This window comes from Pseudooceanicola nanhaiensis, assembly GCF_020171315.1.
GTDB lineage: Bacteria > Pseudomonadota > Alphaproteobacteria > Rhodobacterales > Rhodobacteraceae > Pseudooceanicola > Pseudooceanicola nanhaiensis_A.
This window is the reverse complement of record NZ_JAIUZP010000001.1, coordinates 484182-499489: the sequence shown is the minus strand read 5'-3', so window position 1 is coordinate 499489 and position 15308 is coordinate 484182. Positions and strand designations below refer to the sequence as shown.

Here is a 15308-nt window from a genome sequence, read left to right as displayed (position 1 = left end):
TAGGGGGGATTTGGCACTATGGCAACCGATCACTCGTCCGAGGGTAAAAGCAACGCCCCGTCGGACACCAAGGAACGGATCGACGAGAACCTCGCAAAGGTGGAGGAGCTGACGCAGCGCCTCTTCACCGCGGTGGCCAAGCGCGATACGCCCAACCCGGGGCTAAACGCCCCCGACACCGCGCTTTTCGCAGATGCTGCGAATGCCTACTGGGCCCAGTCGATGGAGAACCCGGCGCGCATCTTCGAGCACCAGCTGGAGTTCTGGGGCCAATCGGTCAAACATTTTCTTGAGGCACAGCAGACACTGGCCAAGGGAAAATTCGAGGCACCGCCCGACTCGACCCCGGAAGACCGGCGGTTTTCCAACCCGCTGTGGAAGACCCATCCCTACTTCAACTTCATCAAGCAGCAGTACATGCTGAACGCGCAGGCGATCTCCAAGGCGGTGGAGGACGCCGAGGACCTCGACCCGATCGAGAAGCGCCGCCTGAAATATTTCGCGCGCCAGATCGTCGACATGATGGCGCCGACCAATTTCCTCGCCACCAACCCCGACGCGCTGGAACGCGCGATCGAGACGGAGGGTGAGTCGCTGGTGAAGGGCTATGAGAACCTCGTCAGCGACATCGAGGCGAACAAGGGCCAGTTCCTCGTCAAGCTGGCCGACGACAAGGCCTTCAAGATGGGCGAGAACATCGCCTCCACCAAGGGCGAGGTCGTCTATCGCAACCGTATGATGGAGCTGATCCAGTACACGCCGACCACCGAACAGGTGCACGCGATCCCGCTGGTGATCTTCCCGCCGTGGATCAACAAGTTCTACATCCTCGACCTCAAGGCGCAGAACAGCCTGATCAAGTACATCACCGATCAGGGCTTCACGCTCTTCGTGGTGTCCTGGATCAACCCGGACGAGACCTACCGGGACGTGGGGATGGAGGAGTATATAGAAGAGGGCTTCCTCACCGCGATCAACGAGGCCAAGGCGATCACCGGGCAAAAGCAGGTGAACGTGGTGGGCTATTGCATCGCGGGCACGACGACGAGCCTGATGCTCTCGCTCATGAAGAAGCGCGGCGACAAGTCGGTGAAGTCGGCGACCTTCTTCACCACGCTGACCGACTTCTCGGAACAGGGGGAGTTCACGCCCTTCCTGCAGAACGACTTCGTTGACGCCATCGAGGCGGAGGTCCGGGAGAAGGGTGTGCTGCGCAGCCACATCATGTCGCGCACCTTCTCCTTCCTGCGATCCAACGACCTGATCTATGGCCCGGCGATCCGCAGCTACATGATGGGCGAGGCCCCGCCCGCCTTCGACCTGCTGCACTGGAACGGGGACGGCACCAACCTTCCGGCCAAGATGGCGATCCAGTATCTGCGCCAGCTCTGCCAGGGGAACGAGTTCACCACCACGGGGATCGAGCTTTTCGGCGAGACGCTGCATGTCAGCGACATCGCCGTGCCCACCTTCTCGGTCACCTGCGAGCGCGATCACATCGCGGCGTGGAAGGACAGCTACCGCGGCTACCAGATGACGAAGTCGCGCGACCGGACCTTCATCGTCTCCGAATCGGGGCACGTTGCGGGGATCGTGAACCCGCCCACGAAGAAGAAATACGGCCACTACACCAACGAGGACCTGTCGCAGGATGCCGATGGCTGGCTGGCCGGGGCGACCTACAACGAGGGTTCGTGGTGGCCCCGCTGGGCCGAATGGCTGGGCAAGAAATCGGGAAAAATGGTTGCCGCAAGGGAACCTGGCGATGAAAACCACCCCCCGACCGGACCCGCGCCGGGCAAATACGTGACCATGATGGCGGCCAGCTGACGCCGACGGGCCGTGTAAATATTCTGCGTCGCAGCAAGAAAGACTTGATTTTCTGCGGCGCAGCATTCATATTCCTCTCAACAGCAAATGACCCCCGGGACCGCCCGCCCGGACAGCGAAGAGAGGAAAGACCAATGGCAAAGACTCAAGATTTCACCACCATGATGAAAGACATGATGGGGGCCTTCCCCGTGGACATGTCGGTCATGGATGACGCCTTCAAAACCCAAGCATCGCTGGGTGAGAAGATGTCGGCCGTCGCTCTGGAAGCCGCCGACAAGTCGACCGAAGTCTCGACCAAATGGACCAAGGACACCCTGACCAAGCTGGCAGACCTGTCCAAAGCCAAGGCCGAGCCCGCAGACTACGCCAAAGCCATCACCGATTTCGCCTCGGCCCAAGCCGAAGCAACCTCGGAATACATGTCGGCCTTTGCAGAAATCGCAAAGAAGCTGCAGTCGGAAACCGTCGAACTGATGATGGCTGCCGGCAAGGACATGACCGAGGAAGCCTCGGCTGCCGTTCAGAAGGCAACCAAGGACGTGACGACTGCCGCCAAGAAAGCGGCCGCGAAGTAAGTCGCGACAGCACCCCGGCCTTCCGATCCATACGGATGCGAAGGGCCGGAACGCTCTCGGCGCCCCGGTAGCTCCTCCCCCTTGATCAGGGGCGCCAGATGATTGGGCGGGCCACGTGCCCGCCCTTTCTTTTTTATCTAAGCTGACTTAAGCTTCGCTGCAGTGCTGCATTTGGGAGGGTTTTCCGTGGCAGATACCAGCAAGCCTCTTTTGATCAAGCGTTATGCCTCGCGCCGTCTCTATAATACGGAGACGTCTGATTACGTTACGCTCGACGACATCGCGGGGTTCATCCGCGAGGGTCGCGAAGTCCAGATCGTCGATCTGAAATCCGGCGACGACCTGACCCGTCAATACCTTCTGCAAATCGTGGCAGAGCATGAGAGCCGCGGCGAAAATGTCCTGCCGCTCGCCGTCCTGACGGACCTCGTGCGCAGCTACACGACCCAGGCCCAGTCGGTGGTGCCGCAGTTCCTTGCCGCCTCTTTCGAGATGCTGCGGGACGGCCAGTCCAAGATGCTGGAGATGAACCCGATGGCCGCCAAGATGCCCGGGTTCGAGGCCATGCAGGCCCAGCAGGAAGCCTTCCTGAAGGCGATGACCACGGGCTTTGCCAACAACTGGTCCGGCCCCGGCCGCGAGGAAGAAAAGACCGAGGAGAAGGACGACCTCTCCGCGATCAAGAAGCAGCTCGCCGAACTGCAGAAGAAACTGTCCGACATGGACGAGTAACCCCGAGAGGGATTGCCCATGACCGCGCCCGCCGGACGGATCACCCTATGGGGGATCGAGGTCTTCGTGGCCACGGTCGAGGAACGATCCATCTCGGTCGCCGCACGGCGGCTGGGGGCCAGTCCCTCGGCCGTCAGCCAGCAGCTGACCAACCTCGAGGCGGCGCTCGGGGTCACGCTGATGATCCGCTCCGCGCGCCCGCTGGAGCTGACGCCCGAGGGCGAGGTCTTTCGCCGCCGGGCGCAATCCATCCTGAATGAGGCCGCACAGGCGCGCGCGGAACTGGCGCAGGCCGGGCGCTTTCGCCTGACCCGGCTGCGGCTGGGGATGATCGAGGACCTCGAGGCCGACGTCACCCCTGCCCTACTGACCCGTATGGCCGACAGGCTGACCGGCTGCCAGTTCCTGCTGGAAACCGGGGCCAGCCACTACCTGCATGACCAGATGGAATCGGAGGCGCTCGACCTCGTGGTCGCCGCCGAGATGGGCGGGACCGAGGATTGGGCCGAACGGCATCCGCTGTTGACCGAGGGCTTCGTCGTGGCCGCTGCGCGCGGGGCGCTCGACGCGGAGGCCCCGCTGCTGCCGCAGCTGCAGGACCGCCCGCTCGTGCTCTATACCACGCGGCACTACATGGGCCGGCTGATCCAGACCCATCTGGCGCAGCAGAACCTGACGCTGTCGCATCGCTTCGAACTGGACAGCTACCACGCTATCCTCGCCATCGTGTCCCGCGGCGCGGGCTGGACGATCCTGCCGCCGCTGGCCCTGATGCGGGCCCGGCGGCTGATGCCGGATCTCGAGATTCACCCCCTGCCCTTCGCGCCGCTCTCACGCCGCATCGTGCTGTCGGCCCGCAAGGGGGTTCTGGGCGATCTGCCCGCCGAGCTGGCCGCCGAAACCCGCGCCCTGCTCGAAAGCGAAGTGCTGGCCCCCGCGCTTGCCGCCCACCCCGTGCTGGCCGACAGCGTCACCCTGCATGGCGCCGTCGCGGATGGCGCCAGCGGCGCGCGCGACGGGGGACAGGACGCCCCTGCGGACGGCCAGCCTGACGACGGGGCGAGGATGGACAAAGCCGCCGCGCCCGCCGATGATCCCGGCGCACGCACGACGATCACGGAGAAGAGCCCCTCATGACCATCCACATCGGCGCAGAACCGCAGGACATCGCCGAAACCGTCCTGATGCCCGGCGACCCCTACCGCGCCCGCTGGGCCGCGGAGACCTTCCTCGAGGACGTGAAACTGGTGAACGAGGTCCGCGGCATGCTGGGCTACACCGGCACGTGGAAGGGCAACCGGGTCACGATCCAGGGCTCCGGCATGGGGATGCCGTCGCTCTCGATCTATGCCAACGAGCTGATCCGCGATCTCGGCGCCAAGACCCTGATCCGCATCGGCTCCTGCGGGGCGATGCAGGAGGCGGTGCAGCTGCGCGACGTGATCCTCGCCATGACGGCGAGCACGATCTCGACCCCGTCGAAGGGCTTCTTCAAGGAGCTGAACTTCGCCCCCTGCGCGGATTACGGTCTGCTGCAGGCAGCCTGGGCCTCGGCGCAGGCCAAGGGCACGCGGGTCCACGCGGGCGGGATCTACTCGGCCGATGTCTTCTATGACGAACGCCCCGACCTGAACGAGCAGATGACCCGCCACGGCATCCTCGCCGTGGAGATGGAAGCGGCGGAACTCTACACGGTCGCCGCGCGCTACGGCTGCCGGGCGCTTGCCGTGTTGACCGTCTCGGACCACCTGCTGCGCCACGAGGCGCTGCCCTCGGCGGACCGGCAGTCGAGCTTTGGCGAGATGGTGGAGATCGCGCTGGAGGCGGCCTTCGCCTGACCCCGGTGGTGCCGCTTGGGCGGCGGCCGGGTTAGGGGGCTGTCTGCCCCCCCTTGGCCCCTCCGGGGCCAATTCCCCCCGAGGATATTTGGGAAACGGAAATCGCAGTGGAGGCCTGTCTTGCGCGCGGTGCAGGGGCCTCAGGTGCCGTGGGTGCCGTCGTAGCCGTTGCGCGCGGGGATGGACCAGCCGGCGAGGCTGGCGGGATCGGGGGTGAAGACCTCGACCAGAAGCGGGTGGCAGGGGGCGGCGTCGGAGGAATGTTCCGCGCTGCAATCCCCGCCCGGGCAGGCGGAGAGCGCGCCCAGCAGGTCGATCTCGGCGAAGAACTCGAGGTAGTCGCCGGGGCGCACGGGGCTGGCCTTCATGAAGTAGCGCCCCTCAGGGGTGAAGCCCGTGCACATGAAGACATTGAGCACGTCGTGGGTGGTCACCTCGGCCTCCGCCAGCGGCAGCCCGCGGGCCGCGGCCAGGGCGCGGGTGAGGTTGGACTGGCAGCAGTGGTGGTAGTGCTGGCCGGTCAGCAGATGGTTGGTATGGGGATCGCAGCGGGTGCCGATCACGTCGTGCACCCGGCCGCCGTGGGGATCGGTGCCGTACCAGTCGAGCGTGTCCGCCGTGATCGTCGCCATCGGGCGCAGGTGCGGGAAACGCGACCAGAGCCGGTCTCCGACCGTCAGATGGGTGCCGTGCAGGGCGCGGGTCTTGCCGGAGTAGAACCCCTCGGAGAGGTCATGGGCATTCCAGAGGTTGAGATCGCCCACCTGCGGGCCACCGGTGCAGGTGATCCGGAAGAAGCTGCCGGCGGGCACCTCGAAGTTGCCGCCGTCGCGGGCGGGCACGAGGGTCTCGCCCGCCTTCGTCGCGGTGGCGCGGGCCCGGGCATAGAGCGGCAGGTCCGGCTGCGGCAGGCTGTTGGTGGGATAGCAGATCACCGGCGCGATGGCGCGGCGCAGCTCGGCATCGAGGGGGGCATGGGTCTGGGTCATGGCGGAAAGATGTCGCGCAGCGCCTGTGCGATCAAGCAGATTGCGACATCGGCGCCGGGCGCGCAGGCTGGGGCCGCGCGATCAGGAGGACGAGCATGGACAGCGAACGCATCGAACTGGAAGAGACCGGCAGCAAGGGGCGCTACCTCTACCGCGACGGCGGCGATGAGGCAGAGATGACCTATTCCCGCGCCAGCGCGCGGCTGATCATCATCGACCACACCGGAGTGCCCGATGCCTTCCGTGGGCAGGGCGTCGGGCTGGCCCTCGTGCTGCGGGCCGTGGCGGACGCCGGGGCGGGCGGCTGGAAGATCCTGCCGCTCTGCCCCTTCGCGGCGACGCAGTTCCGGCGGCACCCCGAATGGGCGGACGTGCGCGACGGCGGTTGACCGCCCGCCCCGTCACGGCAGGCGCGGCGGAGGGGGAAACCTGCTATGCTGGTCCGGCGGCGTATCTGTCGCGACCGGGAGGAGAGCCGGAGATGACCCTGACCCTGCATGAGCCCTACAGGCTCGCCACCGCCGAGGATGCGGCCCAGCTGGCCGACCTCGTGTTCTTTGCCGGCGAGGGGCTGCCTCTCGTCGTCTGGCAGGGGCTGGCAGGCCCCGGCGAGGACCCCTGGGAGGTCGGCCGCCGACGGCAGGCCGCCAAGGCCATGGCAGGCGAGATCATCGTGGCGGATCACGACGGACATGCGGTGGCGGGCCTCACCGGCTATGTCATCGGCCCCGATCCCGAGCCGATCCCCGACGACATGCCTGCGCTCTTCCGCCCCTTGCAGGAGCTGGAGAACCTCGCCCCGGACAGCTGGTACGTGAACGTGCTGGCGACCTACCCGGGCCACCGCGGCCGGGGGCTGGGAAGCGGCCTGCTGGGGATCGCGGAAGAACTGGCCCGGAACGAGGGGCTGGCGCTGATGAGCCTGATCGTGGCGGACAGCAACACCGGGGCGCGGCGGCTCTATGACCGGCACGGCTATGGCGAAGTGGCACGGCGGCCCTGCGAGAAGGACGGCTGGGAGAGCGAGGTGGCAGAGTGGATCCTGATCACCAAGCCGCTGGGCACGGGGTGAGGGCACGGATCGGGGGGCGACGCCCCCGCCACCGATCTCAGGCCACCGGCGCACGCCCCTGCGGCAGATAATCCTCCAGCGCCACCGGCTCCACCGGCCCCTCCAGCAGCACCTCCCAGAACGCGCGGACCAGCGACCAGATCGCTGCGTCGTGGACGAGGTGATGGGTCAGCAGGCCCAGAGGTTCCCCGGCATCGGTGCGGCCCCTGCGGCGGTCCTCCAGCAGGCGTAGCGTCTCGGCGGCGAAGGCCTCGGGCGCGACGGCGCTGCGGGTGCCGCGCCAGTCGATCGGATCGAGATGGGTGTTCAGCTGCACGAGGCCAGGCGCCGCCTCGACCGCCGCGCGCGGGCGGAAGGTCGAGAGGCCGCGATAGCCGATCTGCGCCAGCCCCGGGGCCATATCCGCGCCGATCCGGTTCCACGGCGGCACGAAGACCGGCAGCAGCGGCGCGCCGATCCGGGCGCGCAGGGTGGCGAGGCCCTGATGCGCCTCGATCAGCCGGTCGGAGAGCGGGCGGGTGTCGCCGAACTCCGCCTTCTTGTGGTCGGCAGGCGCGTGGTTCTCATGACGCAGCCCATGCACGAGGGCGCTGAACGGCCCCTCGGCGAGTGCGGGCGCCAGCGAGGGCTCCAGCCGCCCGGGGATCACGGCGAGATCGACGCGCAGGCCGTAAGCGCGCGCCTCCTGCGCCAGACGGTCCAGCTCGGGCGTGGCGGCCACCGCGTCGTCATCGCGCCACCAGACCGGCAGGACACGGCCGTCGGCGCGCCAGAGCGCCAGTTCCTCGCGGACAGCGGACCAGAGGCTCATGATGCTTCTCCCATCTGCGCGACGATCCGCAGGCTCTCCCCCACCCCGTCGAGGGCGAAGCCGCCGCGCGGGCGGGGCGTGTCGGCCATCACCTGACGGACGGAGGCGACGAGCGCCTCGGGCGTGACCTCTGCCGCGCGCAGCACCGTAAAGCCGGGCAACCGTGCGAGGCCCTCGGCCCGCAGGCCCTGCTCGGTCTCGCTGCCCGCGTCGAAGGGCACCAGCACGGCGGGCACGCCGGTCAGGATCAGGTCCATGGCGGTGTTGTAGCCCGCGAGGCTGACAGAGGCCCCGGCCCGGGCCAGCAGGGTGCGGAAGTCGGGCCGGGCGGGCTCCACCCGCAGGTTGGCGGGGGCGTCCTGCGCAAGGCCCGCGCAGACCTGCGCCGCATCCGCGCCGCCGACCAGCAGGTGCCAGTCGAGATCGGGGGCAAGGCCCGCCGCGGCGACGGCGGCCTCGAAGACCGGACGGCCGACGCTGCCGCCCCCGGCGCTGACCAGCACCTCGCGGCCGCGCGCCTGCGGCGCGGGGGCCTCGGCCCCGGCCACGACGAAGCCGGTGTAACGCAGCTTGGCCTCCACCTCGGGCGTGACGGGCCAGCTGAGCGAGAGCGGCACGATGGCGGGATCGGAATGCACCAGCACCGCGTCGTAGAGATCGGCCAGCAGGGCCGCGGTGCGATCGGCCTTCTTCTGGCTCGACGGCGGGGCGAGGATGTCGCGGATCGAGCAGAGCACCCGGATGGCCGGATTGGCCTGCCGGGCGGCTGCGATCAGGGCGCGGAATTCCGCGGCAAGGCTGCGGCGGCCGAAGGGGAAGAGCTCGGTGATCACCACGTCCGGGGCAAGGGTACGGGCCGCCTCTTCCATCGCCGCCCCGCGGCGGGCGAGGTAGGCGGCATCGGCGGGCCCCTCGGGCGTCAGCAGACGGGTGAAATCCGTCCCGTCGGAGCGGAGCGGCGGCAGTTGCACCACCTCCAGCCCGTCGAGGGCGATATGAGCCGCCGGCATCCCGCCGCTGACGAGGACGACGCGGTGCCCGGCCCCGGCGAAGCCCCGCGCGAGGGCGGCAGCCCGGGTCAGGTGCCCGGCACCAAGCAGGTGAGTGACGGCGATCAGGATCTTCATCCGCGGGCCTCCAGCCGCACCACGGGCGGCGTTCCGGGGCGCAGCACGCCCGCTTCGTAGTCCAGCACGAAGAGCCGGTTGCGCTTCACCGCGAAGGGTGCTGCGCCGGAGAAATCCCAGCCATGCGCGAGGGCCAGCAGCACCCGCATCACGCCGATATGGGTCACGAGGACCGCGTCTTCGGTGAGCGTTTCCAGCCATGGCAGAAGGCGCGCGCGCAGGTCCGCGGGGCTTTCCCCGGCGGGCGGGCGGTAGTCCCAGCCCCAGTCCTCGATATGGCGATAGCGCGGGGTGGTCGCGGCCTCCAGCAGCTCGGCCCCGCGCTGCCCCTCCCAGTCGCCCCAACTCATCTCGCGCAGCGCGGGGGCGATCTGCGGGGTGCGGTCCGCGACCAGCTGAGCGGTTTCGACCGCGCGCTGCAGCGGGCTGGCATAGAGCGTCGCAGCATCCCACCCGGCGGGCAGGCGCTGCGCGGCCAGTTGCGCCCGCGCTTCCGGGTCGAGCGGGATGTCCGAGGCACCCTGTATCCGCCCGGCGCGGTTCCACTCCGTATGCCCGTGACGCAGCAGGCCCAGCCGGATCATGCGCCCGCCTCCCCTTGCATGACAGGCAGGGCCGCGCGGATCGCCGCGCGGGCGGCGGGCAGCAGGTGGCGGGCGGCGACCTCGACGCGGGCGGCCTGGGCCAATGCGGCGCGGTCGGGTGCGCAGCCCAGCCATGCGGCGATCTGCGCGGCAAAGGCGGCGGCGTCGCCCTGCGGCACGAGACCCGCCGCGGGCACGATCTCCCGCAGGCCGGGACGGTCCTCGGCGATCACCGGGACACCCGCCGCCATCGCTTCGAGATAGGCCATGCCGAAGGCTTCGTTCACCCCCGGCCAGACGTAGACCGCAGCTTCAGAGAGCGCCGCGGCAACACCCTCGGGCGGCAGGGCGCCGAGGAAACGCACCCGCGCGCCGAAGGGGGCGAGCAGCGCCCGCACCTCGGCCTCTGCCGCGCCACTGCCGATCACGTCGAGGCTCCACTCCCCTTGTACAAGGGCAAGCGCCGCGGCCAGCTGGCGATAGGAGGCCAGCTTGTCGCCCGCGCGCATCATCGCCACGGTGATCAGCCGCCCCAACACCGGGCGGGCCGCCGGTGGCAGCGCCTCGCGGTTCAGGAAGGGCGGCAGCAGGACCAGCGCCTGCCCCGGGGGCTGCGCCGCGGCGAGCGCCTCGCGGTCCCGCGCCGTCAGGCAGTAGATCACCTGCGCCCGGTCGCAGGCCGCGCCCGCCGCCCGTTCGAAGCCCGCCCAGGGGCCGGTCAACCGCTTGTCGGCGCGGCTCGCCTCGAAGAGGACATAGGGAATGCCGAGCGCCTCGGAGACGACGGGGCCCAGCAGGTCGGGCGCCTTGTAGTAATTGTGATAGGTGGCCCAGAGACGCCAGCCCTCGGCCCGGCCCCGCTGGATCAGCCGGGCGGCCTCTGCCTGCGCCTCGGCGCGCAGCCGATCCTGCGCGGCGGGATCGCCCTGCCCCTCGTAGCTGCGGAATTCCGACACCAGAGCCGTGCCGCCCTGCCCCAGCCCCGCAAGCGCCGCCAGCAGACCCCGCGCCATTTCCCGGTCGCCCGAGGGCACCGGGTGGCGCGGCGATTTCATCGGCGCATAGAAGGCGATCGCAGTCATGGGCGGCTGCCCGGCGCGGCCTCCCGCACCGCTGCTGCATGGCCCTGCGCCTGCACCTGCCCCGTCATGGCGGCGAGGCGGGTGTAGAGAACCGCGATCCCCGGCGCCATGGAGAACTCTGCCTTGAGCCGCGCATAGGCGGCCTCGGCATAGGCCCGGCGCTGTTCGGGGTGGGCGATCATCTCCTGCAGCGCGGCGGCGAGCGCCTCGGGCGCGTCATCGCTGAGCACGCCATGGACGCCGGTGTCGATGAACTCGGGGATGGCGGAGACGGGCGTCGAGAGGATCGGCAGCATCTGCGAGGCCGCCTCCATCAGCACGTTGGGCAGGCCGTCGCGGTCGCCGTCCTCGGCAATCCGGCTCGGCAGGGCAAAGATGTCGGCCTGCCGCATCGCCTCGATCACGAAGGGCTGGTTCTGCGCCCCGTGCCAGACGATCCGGTCGCCGATCCCGGCGGCCTCGGCCTGCGCCTGCAACGTCGCCTTCAGGGCGCCGCCGCCGATGTGATGCCACTCCCACTGAGCGTCCTCTAGCAGCGCAAGCGCGGCGATCAGCCGGTCGAAGCCCTTCTTCTCCACCAGTCGCCCGACGGAGAGGATGCGGCAGGGGCCGGGCGCGGCCCAGTCCCGCTTCGGCGGCGCGGGGAAGCGCGCGAAGTCGAGCCCGTGGTAGATCAGCCGCACGCGGGCCGGATCGTCGGCCAGCCCGGCAAGATGCTCGGCCCCAACGCCGGTGCAGGTGGCGAGGAACTCGGCCCCCGCAGTGGCGGCGGTCAGCTTCTCGCGCTTCTCCCACTCGGGCGAGGTCCAGATGTCCTTGGCATGGGCCGAGACGGCCCAGGGCAGCCCGCGCATCACCGCCGCGTAGCGGGTGACGGAGGCAGGCGTGTGCAGGAAATGGGCATAGAGCGCCCGGGTCCCCGGCGGCAGTTCGCGCGCCATGACGCAGGCCTGCCCGAAGCGGCGCACCCGGTTGCGGGTAGGATCGCGGCGCAGGTCCGCCAGCCACAGCCGCAGCGCCCGGCCAAAGCCCGGCATCCGCAGCGCGGCACCGACACTGCGCAGCACCCGCCCGGGTTCCTGATGCAGGTATTCCGGTAGGTAGCGCAGCGCGCCGGTGATCCGGTCGTGCAGCGGGTGGGTCTTGGTGTCCGTCGGGTGGCGCAGCGACCAGATGTCGAAGGCCAGCCCGGCCTCCTGCAATGCCACCAGTTCCTGCGCGATGAAGGTCTCGGACAGGCGCGGCCAGCCCTTCACGACGACGGCAAGGCGCGGCCCCTCGGGCCTGTCGCCGGGGCCTGCTGCGTGGCCCGCAGCATGAGAAGTGTCCTTCATGGGGCGGCCTTTGCAAGTTGCGGCAGCAGGACGCCCGTGCGCCGCGTCACGTAGTCGAGCCCGCCGAGGAGCCCCTCGTAATGCCCGGCCGAGGGCGGCGGCTGCGTGGCCAGCCCCCGGATCGCCGAGATCATCGCCGCGGGGGTGAAGCCATCGCGGCGCTCGTCCAGCATCCGGATCAGCGAGAGCGCCTCGGCCCGGCTGGCGCGGATGTACTGCTCCATCCGGGGGAAGGTGCGCGGCACGACGACCGCCGGTTTGTCGAAGGAGAGGATCTCGCAGAAGGTGTTGTACCCGCCCATGGCGATGACGCCCTGCGCCCCGGCATAGAGGCTTTCGATCTGGCTCTCGAAGCCGACCGTACGCACCCGCCCGTTCAGCCGGGCGATGCGCTGTTCGAAGCCTTCGCGCACGGGACCGGAGAGGAAGGGCCCATAGACGAGCGCCGCGCGCGGCTCCAGCGTCGGGTCCTGTTCATAGGCCGAGATCACCATGTCCACGAGGTTGGCGCCGTCCCCGCCCCCGCCGGTGGTGACAAGGATGTAGGGATCGCCCTCCGGCTCGCTCACCGGCACGGTGTCGCGGCGCAGGTAGCCCGTCCAGTGCATCCGCGCCCGGCAGGCGGGCGAGAGCGGCAGCGCCTCGGTCGGGTCGTAGATGTCCTGCAGGCCATAGACCCAGATCTCGTCGTAGAACCGCTCGGTTGCCTCCGTGGCGCCCTTGCGCGCCCATTCGGCCTGTAGCGTCTCGGGGCTGTCGAGCACGTCGCGCAACCCGAGGACCCGCTTGCACTGGGTGTTCTCCTGCAGCCATTCCAGCGCGGGCACCAGTTCGCCGCGGAACCCCGTCGGCTCCTTGTCCACGATCAGCATGTCGGGGCGGTAATTCTCGGTCACGGACCGGATGATGCCCGAGCGCAGTTCCGTCGCCTGATCAATGTCGAGGCCCGCGGTCTGCGAAATGTACTGGCCTTCGCTGTTCTTGGTCACGCCGGGCAGGCGCACGTGGTCCACGCCTGCGGGGAAGGTGAACCGCCCCGCTACCGGGGACCCCGTCAGGATGATCGAAGAGATCGACGGATAGGCCGCCGTGATCGCCGTGGCCAACGCCCGCGAGCGCCGCAGGTGACCCAGTCCGAAGGTGTCATGGCTGTAAAACAACACGCGCGGCGCGTCGCCCGCGCCTTCGGCGAAGGCAGTCAGACGGTCCGCGATCTTCAAGTCCCTCAATACCAACGCCGCTGTCCTCAAAGCCGGAGTTCTGCCTCGGACCTATCAAAGAGGCCCTTCACATCGTACACAAGCCCCTTGTCACCGAGGAGCGCCCGAACGCCCTGCGCCCCGAGCGCGCGGAACTCGGCATGGGCAACCGCAAGGACGACCGCATCGAAGGGGCCCTCCGGCAGGGCGTCGAGCGCCTCGATGCCATAGTATTCGCGGATCGCCTCGACGCTGGCGCGGGGGTCGTAGACCTCTGCCGTGACGGAGAATTCCTGCAACTCGTCGACGATGTCGGCCACGCGGGTGTTGCGGATGTCGGCGCAGTCTTCCTTGAAGGTGAACCCCAGCACCAGCACCCGCGCCTCGCCCGGGCGCATCCCGCGCGCCAGCATCTCCTTCACGAGGCTGCGCGCCACGTGACGGCCCATCCGGTCGTTGATGCGCCGCCCCGAGAGGATCACCTCTGGGTGGTAACCGAGGCTTTCAGCGGCATAGGTCAGGTAATAGGGATCGACGCCGATGCAATGCCCGCCCACGAGGCCGGGCCGGAACGGCAGGAAGTTCCACTTCGTCCCCGCCGCCTCCAGCACCTCCAGCGTGTCGAGCCCCATGCGCGAGAAGATCAGCGAGAATTCGTTGACCAGCGCGATGTTGAGGTCGCGCTGCGTGTTCTCGATGATCTTGGCCGCCTCGGCGGTGCGGATGGTGGAGGCCCGGTAGAGCCCGCCGCGCGCGACGGGTGTATAGAGCGCCTCCATCCGGTCCAGCGTCGGGGCATCCTGCGCGGCGATGATCTTGACGACCTTCTCCAGCGAATGTTCCGCGTCGCCCGGGTTGATGCGCTCGGGCGAATAGCCCAGCACGAAATCGGTGCCGCTGCGCAGGCCCGAGCCGGCCTCCAGCTCGGCGCCGCAGACATCCTCGGTCACGCCCGGGTAGACGGTGCTTTCCACCACCACCAGATCGCCCCGCGACAGGTTCGGTGCGATGGCGGCACAGGCGGCGCGGATCGGGCCCAGATCGGGCACCTTGGCCTCGGTCACCGGGGTCGGCACCGCGATGATGTAGATGCTGGCCTGCGCCAGATCCGCCGGATCGTCGGTGAACCGCATCGCGGCCGCGTCCAGCGTGGCGGTGCTGACCTCGCCGTTCGGGTCGATGCCGCGCTGCAGGCTTTCGATATGGCTGCGCTTCACGTCGAAGCCGACCACATCCGCGCCTGACCGCGCGAGAGCCGCCGCAAGCGGCAGACCGACATACCCCATGCCGATCACTGCGATTGTATCACTCACACTGACCATCATTCGTTGCTTCGTTCGTCTGTGTCCCTGCCGCACCCCGGACGGGGGATGGCGCAGGGACGGGTGTCAGTCACGCGCGGGTCGGACGCCGATAGAGGAAACTGCGATCCTGGATCGCCCCTTCGGGCAGCGGCAGCTCTTCGAGCGTGTCGAAATACATCGGGTCGTTCGCAATGACGATCCCCCCCGGTGCCACCAGCGGCTCGATCAGCGGGGAAATCGCGCGCGAAAACTTCAGATTCTCCTTTGCGTCGCCCGCGCCCAGATCGGAATGGATCAGCCGCGCCGTCGCGCCGAAGCGGGCAAAGGCCTGCGGCAGCGTCTCGGTCACCTCGCCGAGGATCAGCATCGCCTCGTCCGGCGTCGACAGCGGATTGGCCGCCACGGCCCGTTCGAAGACATAGATCTTCTCGGCCCCGGCCTTTTCGCGCAGGTGATCGTAGGTGCGCCCGTTGCCAAGCCCCAGTTCCAGAATGGGACCGGTCAGATCGGCGGTTTCCTTCAGCGCGAAATCGATGCTGGCCCGTTGCGACACCATCCGCTCGATGAATCTGTCCAGACGGCTCATGGCTGGCTCCCCGTTCCCTGGCTATTGCCGCGCATCCTATGCACTTTCTGCAGATGCAGAAAACCCCTGCCCCCCAGCAATTTGTGACCTGCGACAGACAGCCCACGGTTCCCCAGCGTCATCCGCCCACGCCCACGTGGCGGCCCGGACCGGCCCGCGGGGCCCGCGCCTGCGCAAACCCCGCCTCCCTGCGCCGCGGCAGGGGGACAAGGCCCCTGCGCCCGCTCCGCCCCCCGCGGCCG

Annotated in this window: 16 protein-coding genes; 7 read left to right on the top strand and 9 right to left on the bottom strand. The window is 68.9% G+C overall.

Annotation, left to right across the window (positions count from 1 at the left end; translation table 11 throughout):
• Window positions 1-18: 18 nt before the first annotated feature.
• The 5 genes from LCM32_RS02280 to deoD all read left to right on the top strand — a co-directional run bounded on the left by LCM32_RS02280 (window position 19) and on the right by deoD (window position 4978).
• Window positions 19-1830 (top strand): PHA/PHB synthase family protein, encoded by a 1812-nt coding sequence (locus tag LCM32_RS02280; protein ID WP_224819432.1) that lies wholly within the window; start codon window positions 19-21, stop codon window positions 1828-1830.
• A gap of 134 nt (window positions 1831-1964) precedes the next feature.
• Entirely contained in the window at window positions 1965-2408 is a 444-nt protein-coding gene (locus tag LCM32_RS02275; RefSeq protein ID WP_224819431.1) for a phasin family protein, read from the top strand.
• A gap of 186 nt (window positions 2409-2594) precedes the next feature.
• The gene (gene phaR / locus LCM32_RS02270) at window positions 2595-3140 is read left to right on the top strand and encodes a polyhydroxyalkanoate synthesis repressor PhaR (RefSeq protein WP_224819430.1); all 546 of its coding nucleotides are present in this window, start codon (window positions 2595-2597) and stop codon (window positions 3138-3140) included.
• A gap of 18 nt (window positions 3141-3158) precedes the next feature.
• The gene (locus LCM32_RS02265; RefSeq protein ID WP_224819429.1) at window positions 3159-4277 is read left to right on the top strand and encodes a LysR family transcriptional regulator; all 1119 of its coding nucleotides are present in this window, start codon (window positions 3159-3161) and stop codon (window positions 4275-4277) included.
• Window positions 4274-4978, top strand: a complete 705-nt coding sequence (deoD, locus tag LCM32_RS02260) for a purine-nucleoside phosphorylase (protein ID WP_224819428.1) — start codon at window positions 4274-4276, stop codon at window positions 4976-4978. Before LCM32_RS02265 ends, deoD begins: the two co-directional genes overlap by 4 nt.
• Window positions 4979-5118: 140 nt before the next feature.
• On the opposite strand, the gene LCM32_RS02255 is transcribed toward deoD, so the two are convergent.
• Window positions 5119-5967 (bottom strand): urea carboxylase-associated family protein, encoded by an 849-nt coding sequence (locus tag LCM32_RS02255; protein WP_224819427.1) that lies wholly within the window; start codon window positions 5965-5967, stop codon window positions 5119-5121.
• Between the two features lie 95 nt (window positions 5968-6062).
• Here LCM32_RS02255 and LCM32_RS02250 point away from each other — a divergent pair, with 95 nt between their 5' ends.
• Both LCM32_RS02250 and LCM32_RS02245 read left to right on the top strand, forming a co-directional pair.
• On the top strand, window positions 6063-6356 hold the full coding sequence (locus LCM32_RS02250) for a GNAT family N-acetyltransferase (protein WP_224819426.1): 294 nt from the start codon (window positions 6063-6065) through the stop codon (window positions 6354-6356).
• Between the two features lie 92 nt (window positions 6357-6448).
• The gene (locus tag LCM32_RS02245) at window positions 6449-7039 is read left to right on the top strand and encodes a GNAT family N-acetyltransferase (protein WP_224819425.1); all 591 of its coding nucleotides are present in this window, start codon (window positions 6449-6451) and stop codon (window positions 7037-7039) included.
• 37 nt (window positions 7040-7076) lie between these two features.
• Here the strand turns inward: LCM32_RS02245 and LCM32_RS02240 are convergent, their stop codons facing one another.
• From LCM32_RS02240 to LCM32_RS02205, 8 genes are all read right to left on the bottom strand, one after another.
• Window positions 7077-7850, bottom strand: a complete 774-nt coding sequence (locus tag LCM32_RS02240) for a polysaccharide deacetylase family protein (protein WP_224819424.1) — start codon at window positions 7848-7850, stop codon at window positions 7077-7079.
• The gene (locus LCM32_RS02235) at window positions 7847-8977 is read right to left on the bottom strand and encodes a glycosyltransferase family protein (RefSeq protein ID WP_224819423.1); all 1131 of its coding nucleotides are present in this window, start codon (window positions 8975-8977) and stop codon (window positions 7847-7849) included. The genes LCM32_RS02240 and LCM32_RS02235 overlap by 4 nt, the downstream gene beginning before the upstream one ends.
• Window positions 8974-9561 carry a histidine phosphatase family protein gene (locus tag LCM32_RS02230; protein WP_224819422.1) on the bottom strand — a complete coding sequence of 196 codons (588 nt, stop codon included), beginning with the start codon at window positions 9559-9561 and terminating at the stop codon, window positions 8974-8976. The genes LCM32_RS02235 and LCM32_RS02230 overlap by 4 nt, the downstream gene beginning before the upstream one ends.
• Window positions 9558-10643, bottom strand: a complete 1086-nt coding sequence (locus tag LCM32_RS02225; protein ID WP_224819421.1) for a glycosyltransferase family 4 protein — start codon at window positions 10641-10643, stop codon at window positions 9558-9560. The genes LCM32_RS02230 and LCM32_RS02225 overlap by 4 nt, the downstream gene beginning before the upstream one ends.
• Window positions 10640-11977, bottom strand: coding sequence for a glycosyltransferase (locus LCM32_RS02220; protein WP_224819420.1), 1338 nt, complete (start codon window positions 11975-11977; stop codon window positions 10640-10642). Before LCM32_RS02220 ends, LCM32_RS02225 begins: the two co-directional genes overlap by 4 nt.
• Window positions 11974-13191 carry a glycosyltransferase family protein gene (locus tag LCM32_RS02215; RefSeq protein WP_318246175.1) on the bottom strand — a complete coding sequence of 406 codons (1218 nt, stop codon included), beginning with the start codon at window positions 13189-13191 and terminating at the stop codon, window positions 11974-11976. The genes LCM32_RS02220 and LCM32_RS02215 overlap by 4 nt, the downstream gene beginning before the upstream one ends.
• 32 nt (window positions 13192-13223) lie before the next feature.
• Window positions 13224-14498: a nucleotide sugar dehydrogenase gene (locus LCM32_RS02210; RefSeq protein ID WP_224819877.1), complete on the bottom strand. Its 1275-nt coding sequence runs from the start codon at window positions 14496-14498 to the stop codon at window positions 13224-13226.
• A 70-nt stretch (window positions 14499-14568) separates the two neighbouring features.
• Window positions 14569-15066, bottom strand: coding sequence for a class I SAM-dependent methyltransferase (locus LCM32_RS02205; protein WP_224819418.1), 498 nt, complete (start codon window positions 15064-15066; stop codon window positions 14569-14571).
• Window positions 15067-15308 lie beyond the last annotated feature (242 nt).

Bases quoted from the DNA above. Each gene is read 5' to 3' on its own strand.
- LCM32_RS02280 (WP_224819432.1), top strand. From the start codon at position 19: ATGGCAACCGATCACTCGTCCGAGGGTAAAAGCAACGCCCCGTCGGAC.
- LCM32_RS02275 (WP_224819431.1), top strand. From the start codon at position 1,965: ATGGCAAAGACTCAAGATTTCACCACCATGATGAAAGACATGATGGGG.
- LCM32_RS02265 (WP_224819429.1), top strand. From the start codon at position 3,159: ATGACCGCGCCCGCCGGACGGATCACCCTATGGGGGATCGAGGTCTTC.
- deoD (WP_224819428.1), top strand. From the start codon at position 4,274: ATGACCATCCACATCGGCGCAGAACCGCAGGACATCGCCGAAACCGTC.
- LCM32_RS02255 (WP_224819427.1), bottom strand. From the start codon at position 5,967: ATGACCCAGACCCATGCCCCCCTCGATGCCGAGCTGCGCCGCGCCATC.
- LCM32_RS02250 (WP_224819426.1), top strand. From the start codon at position 6,063: ATGGACAGCGAACGCATCGAACTGGAAGAGACCGGCAGCAAGGGGCGC.
- LCM32_RS02245 (WP_224819425.1), top strand. From the start codon at position 6,449: ATGACCCTGACCCTGCATGAGCCCTACAGGCTCGCCACCGCCGAGGAT.
- LCM32_RS02240 (WP_224819424.1), bottom strand. From the start codon at position 7,850: ATGAGCCTCTGGTCCGCTGTCCGCGAGGAACTGGCGCTCTGGCGCGCC.
- LCM32_RS02235 (WP_224819423.1), bottom strand. From the start codon at position 8,977: ATGAAGATCCTGATCGCCGTCACTCACCTGCTTGGTGCCGGGCACCTG.
- LCM32_RS02230 (WP_224819422.1), bottom strand. From the start codon at position 9,561: ATGATCCGGCTGGGCCTGCTGCGTCACGGGCATACGGAGTGGAACCGC.
- LCM32_RS02225 (WP_224819421.1), bottom strand. From the start codon at position 10,643: ATGACTGCGATCGCCTTCTATGCGCCGATGAAATCGCCGCGCCACCCG.
- LCM32_RS02220 (WP_224819420.1), bottom strand. From the start codon at position 11,977: ATGAAGGACACTTCTCATGCTGCGGGCCACGCAGCAGGCCCCGGCGAC.
- LCM32_RS02210 (WP_224819877.1), bottom strand. From the start codon at position 14,498: ATGGTCAGTGTGAGTGATACAATCGCAGTGATCGGCATGGGGTATGTC.
- LCM32_RS02205 (WP_224819418.1), bottom strand. From the start codon at position 15,066: ATGAGCCGTCTGGACAGATTCATCGAGCGGATGGTGTCGCAACGGGCC.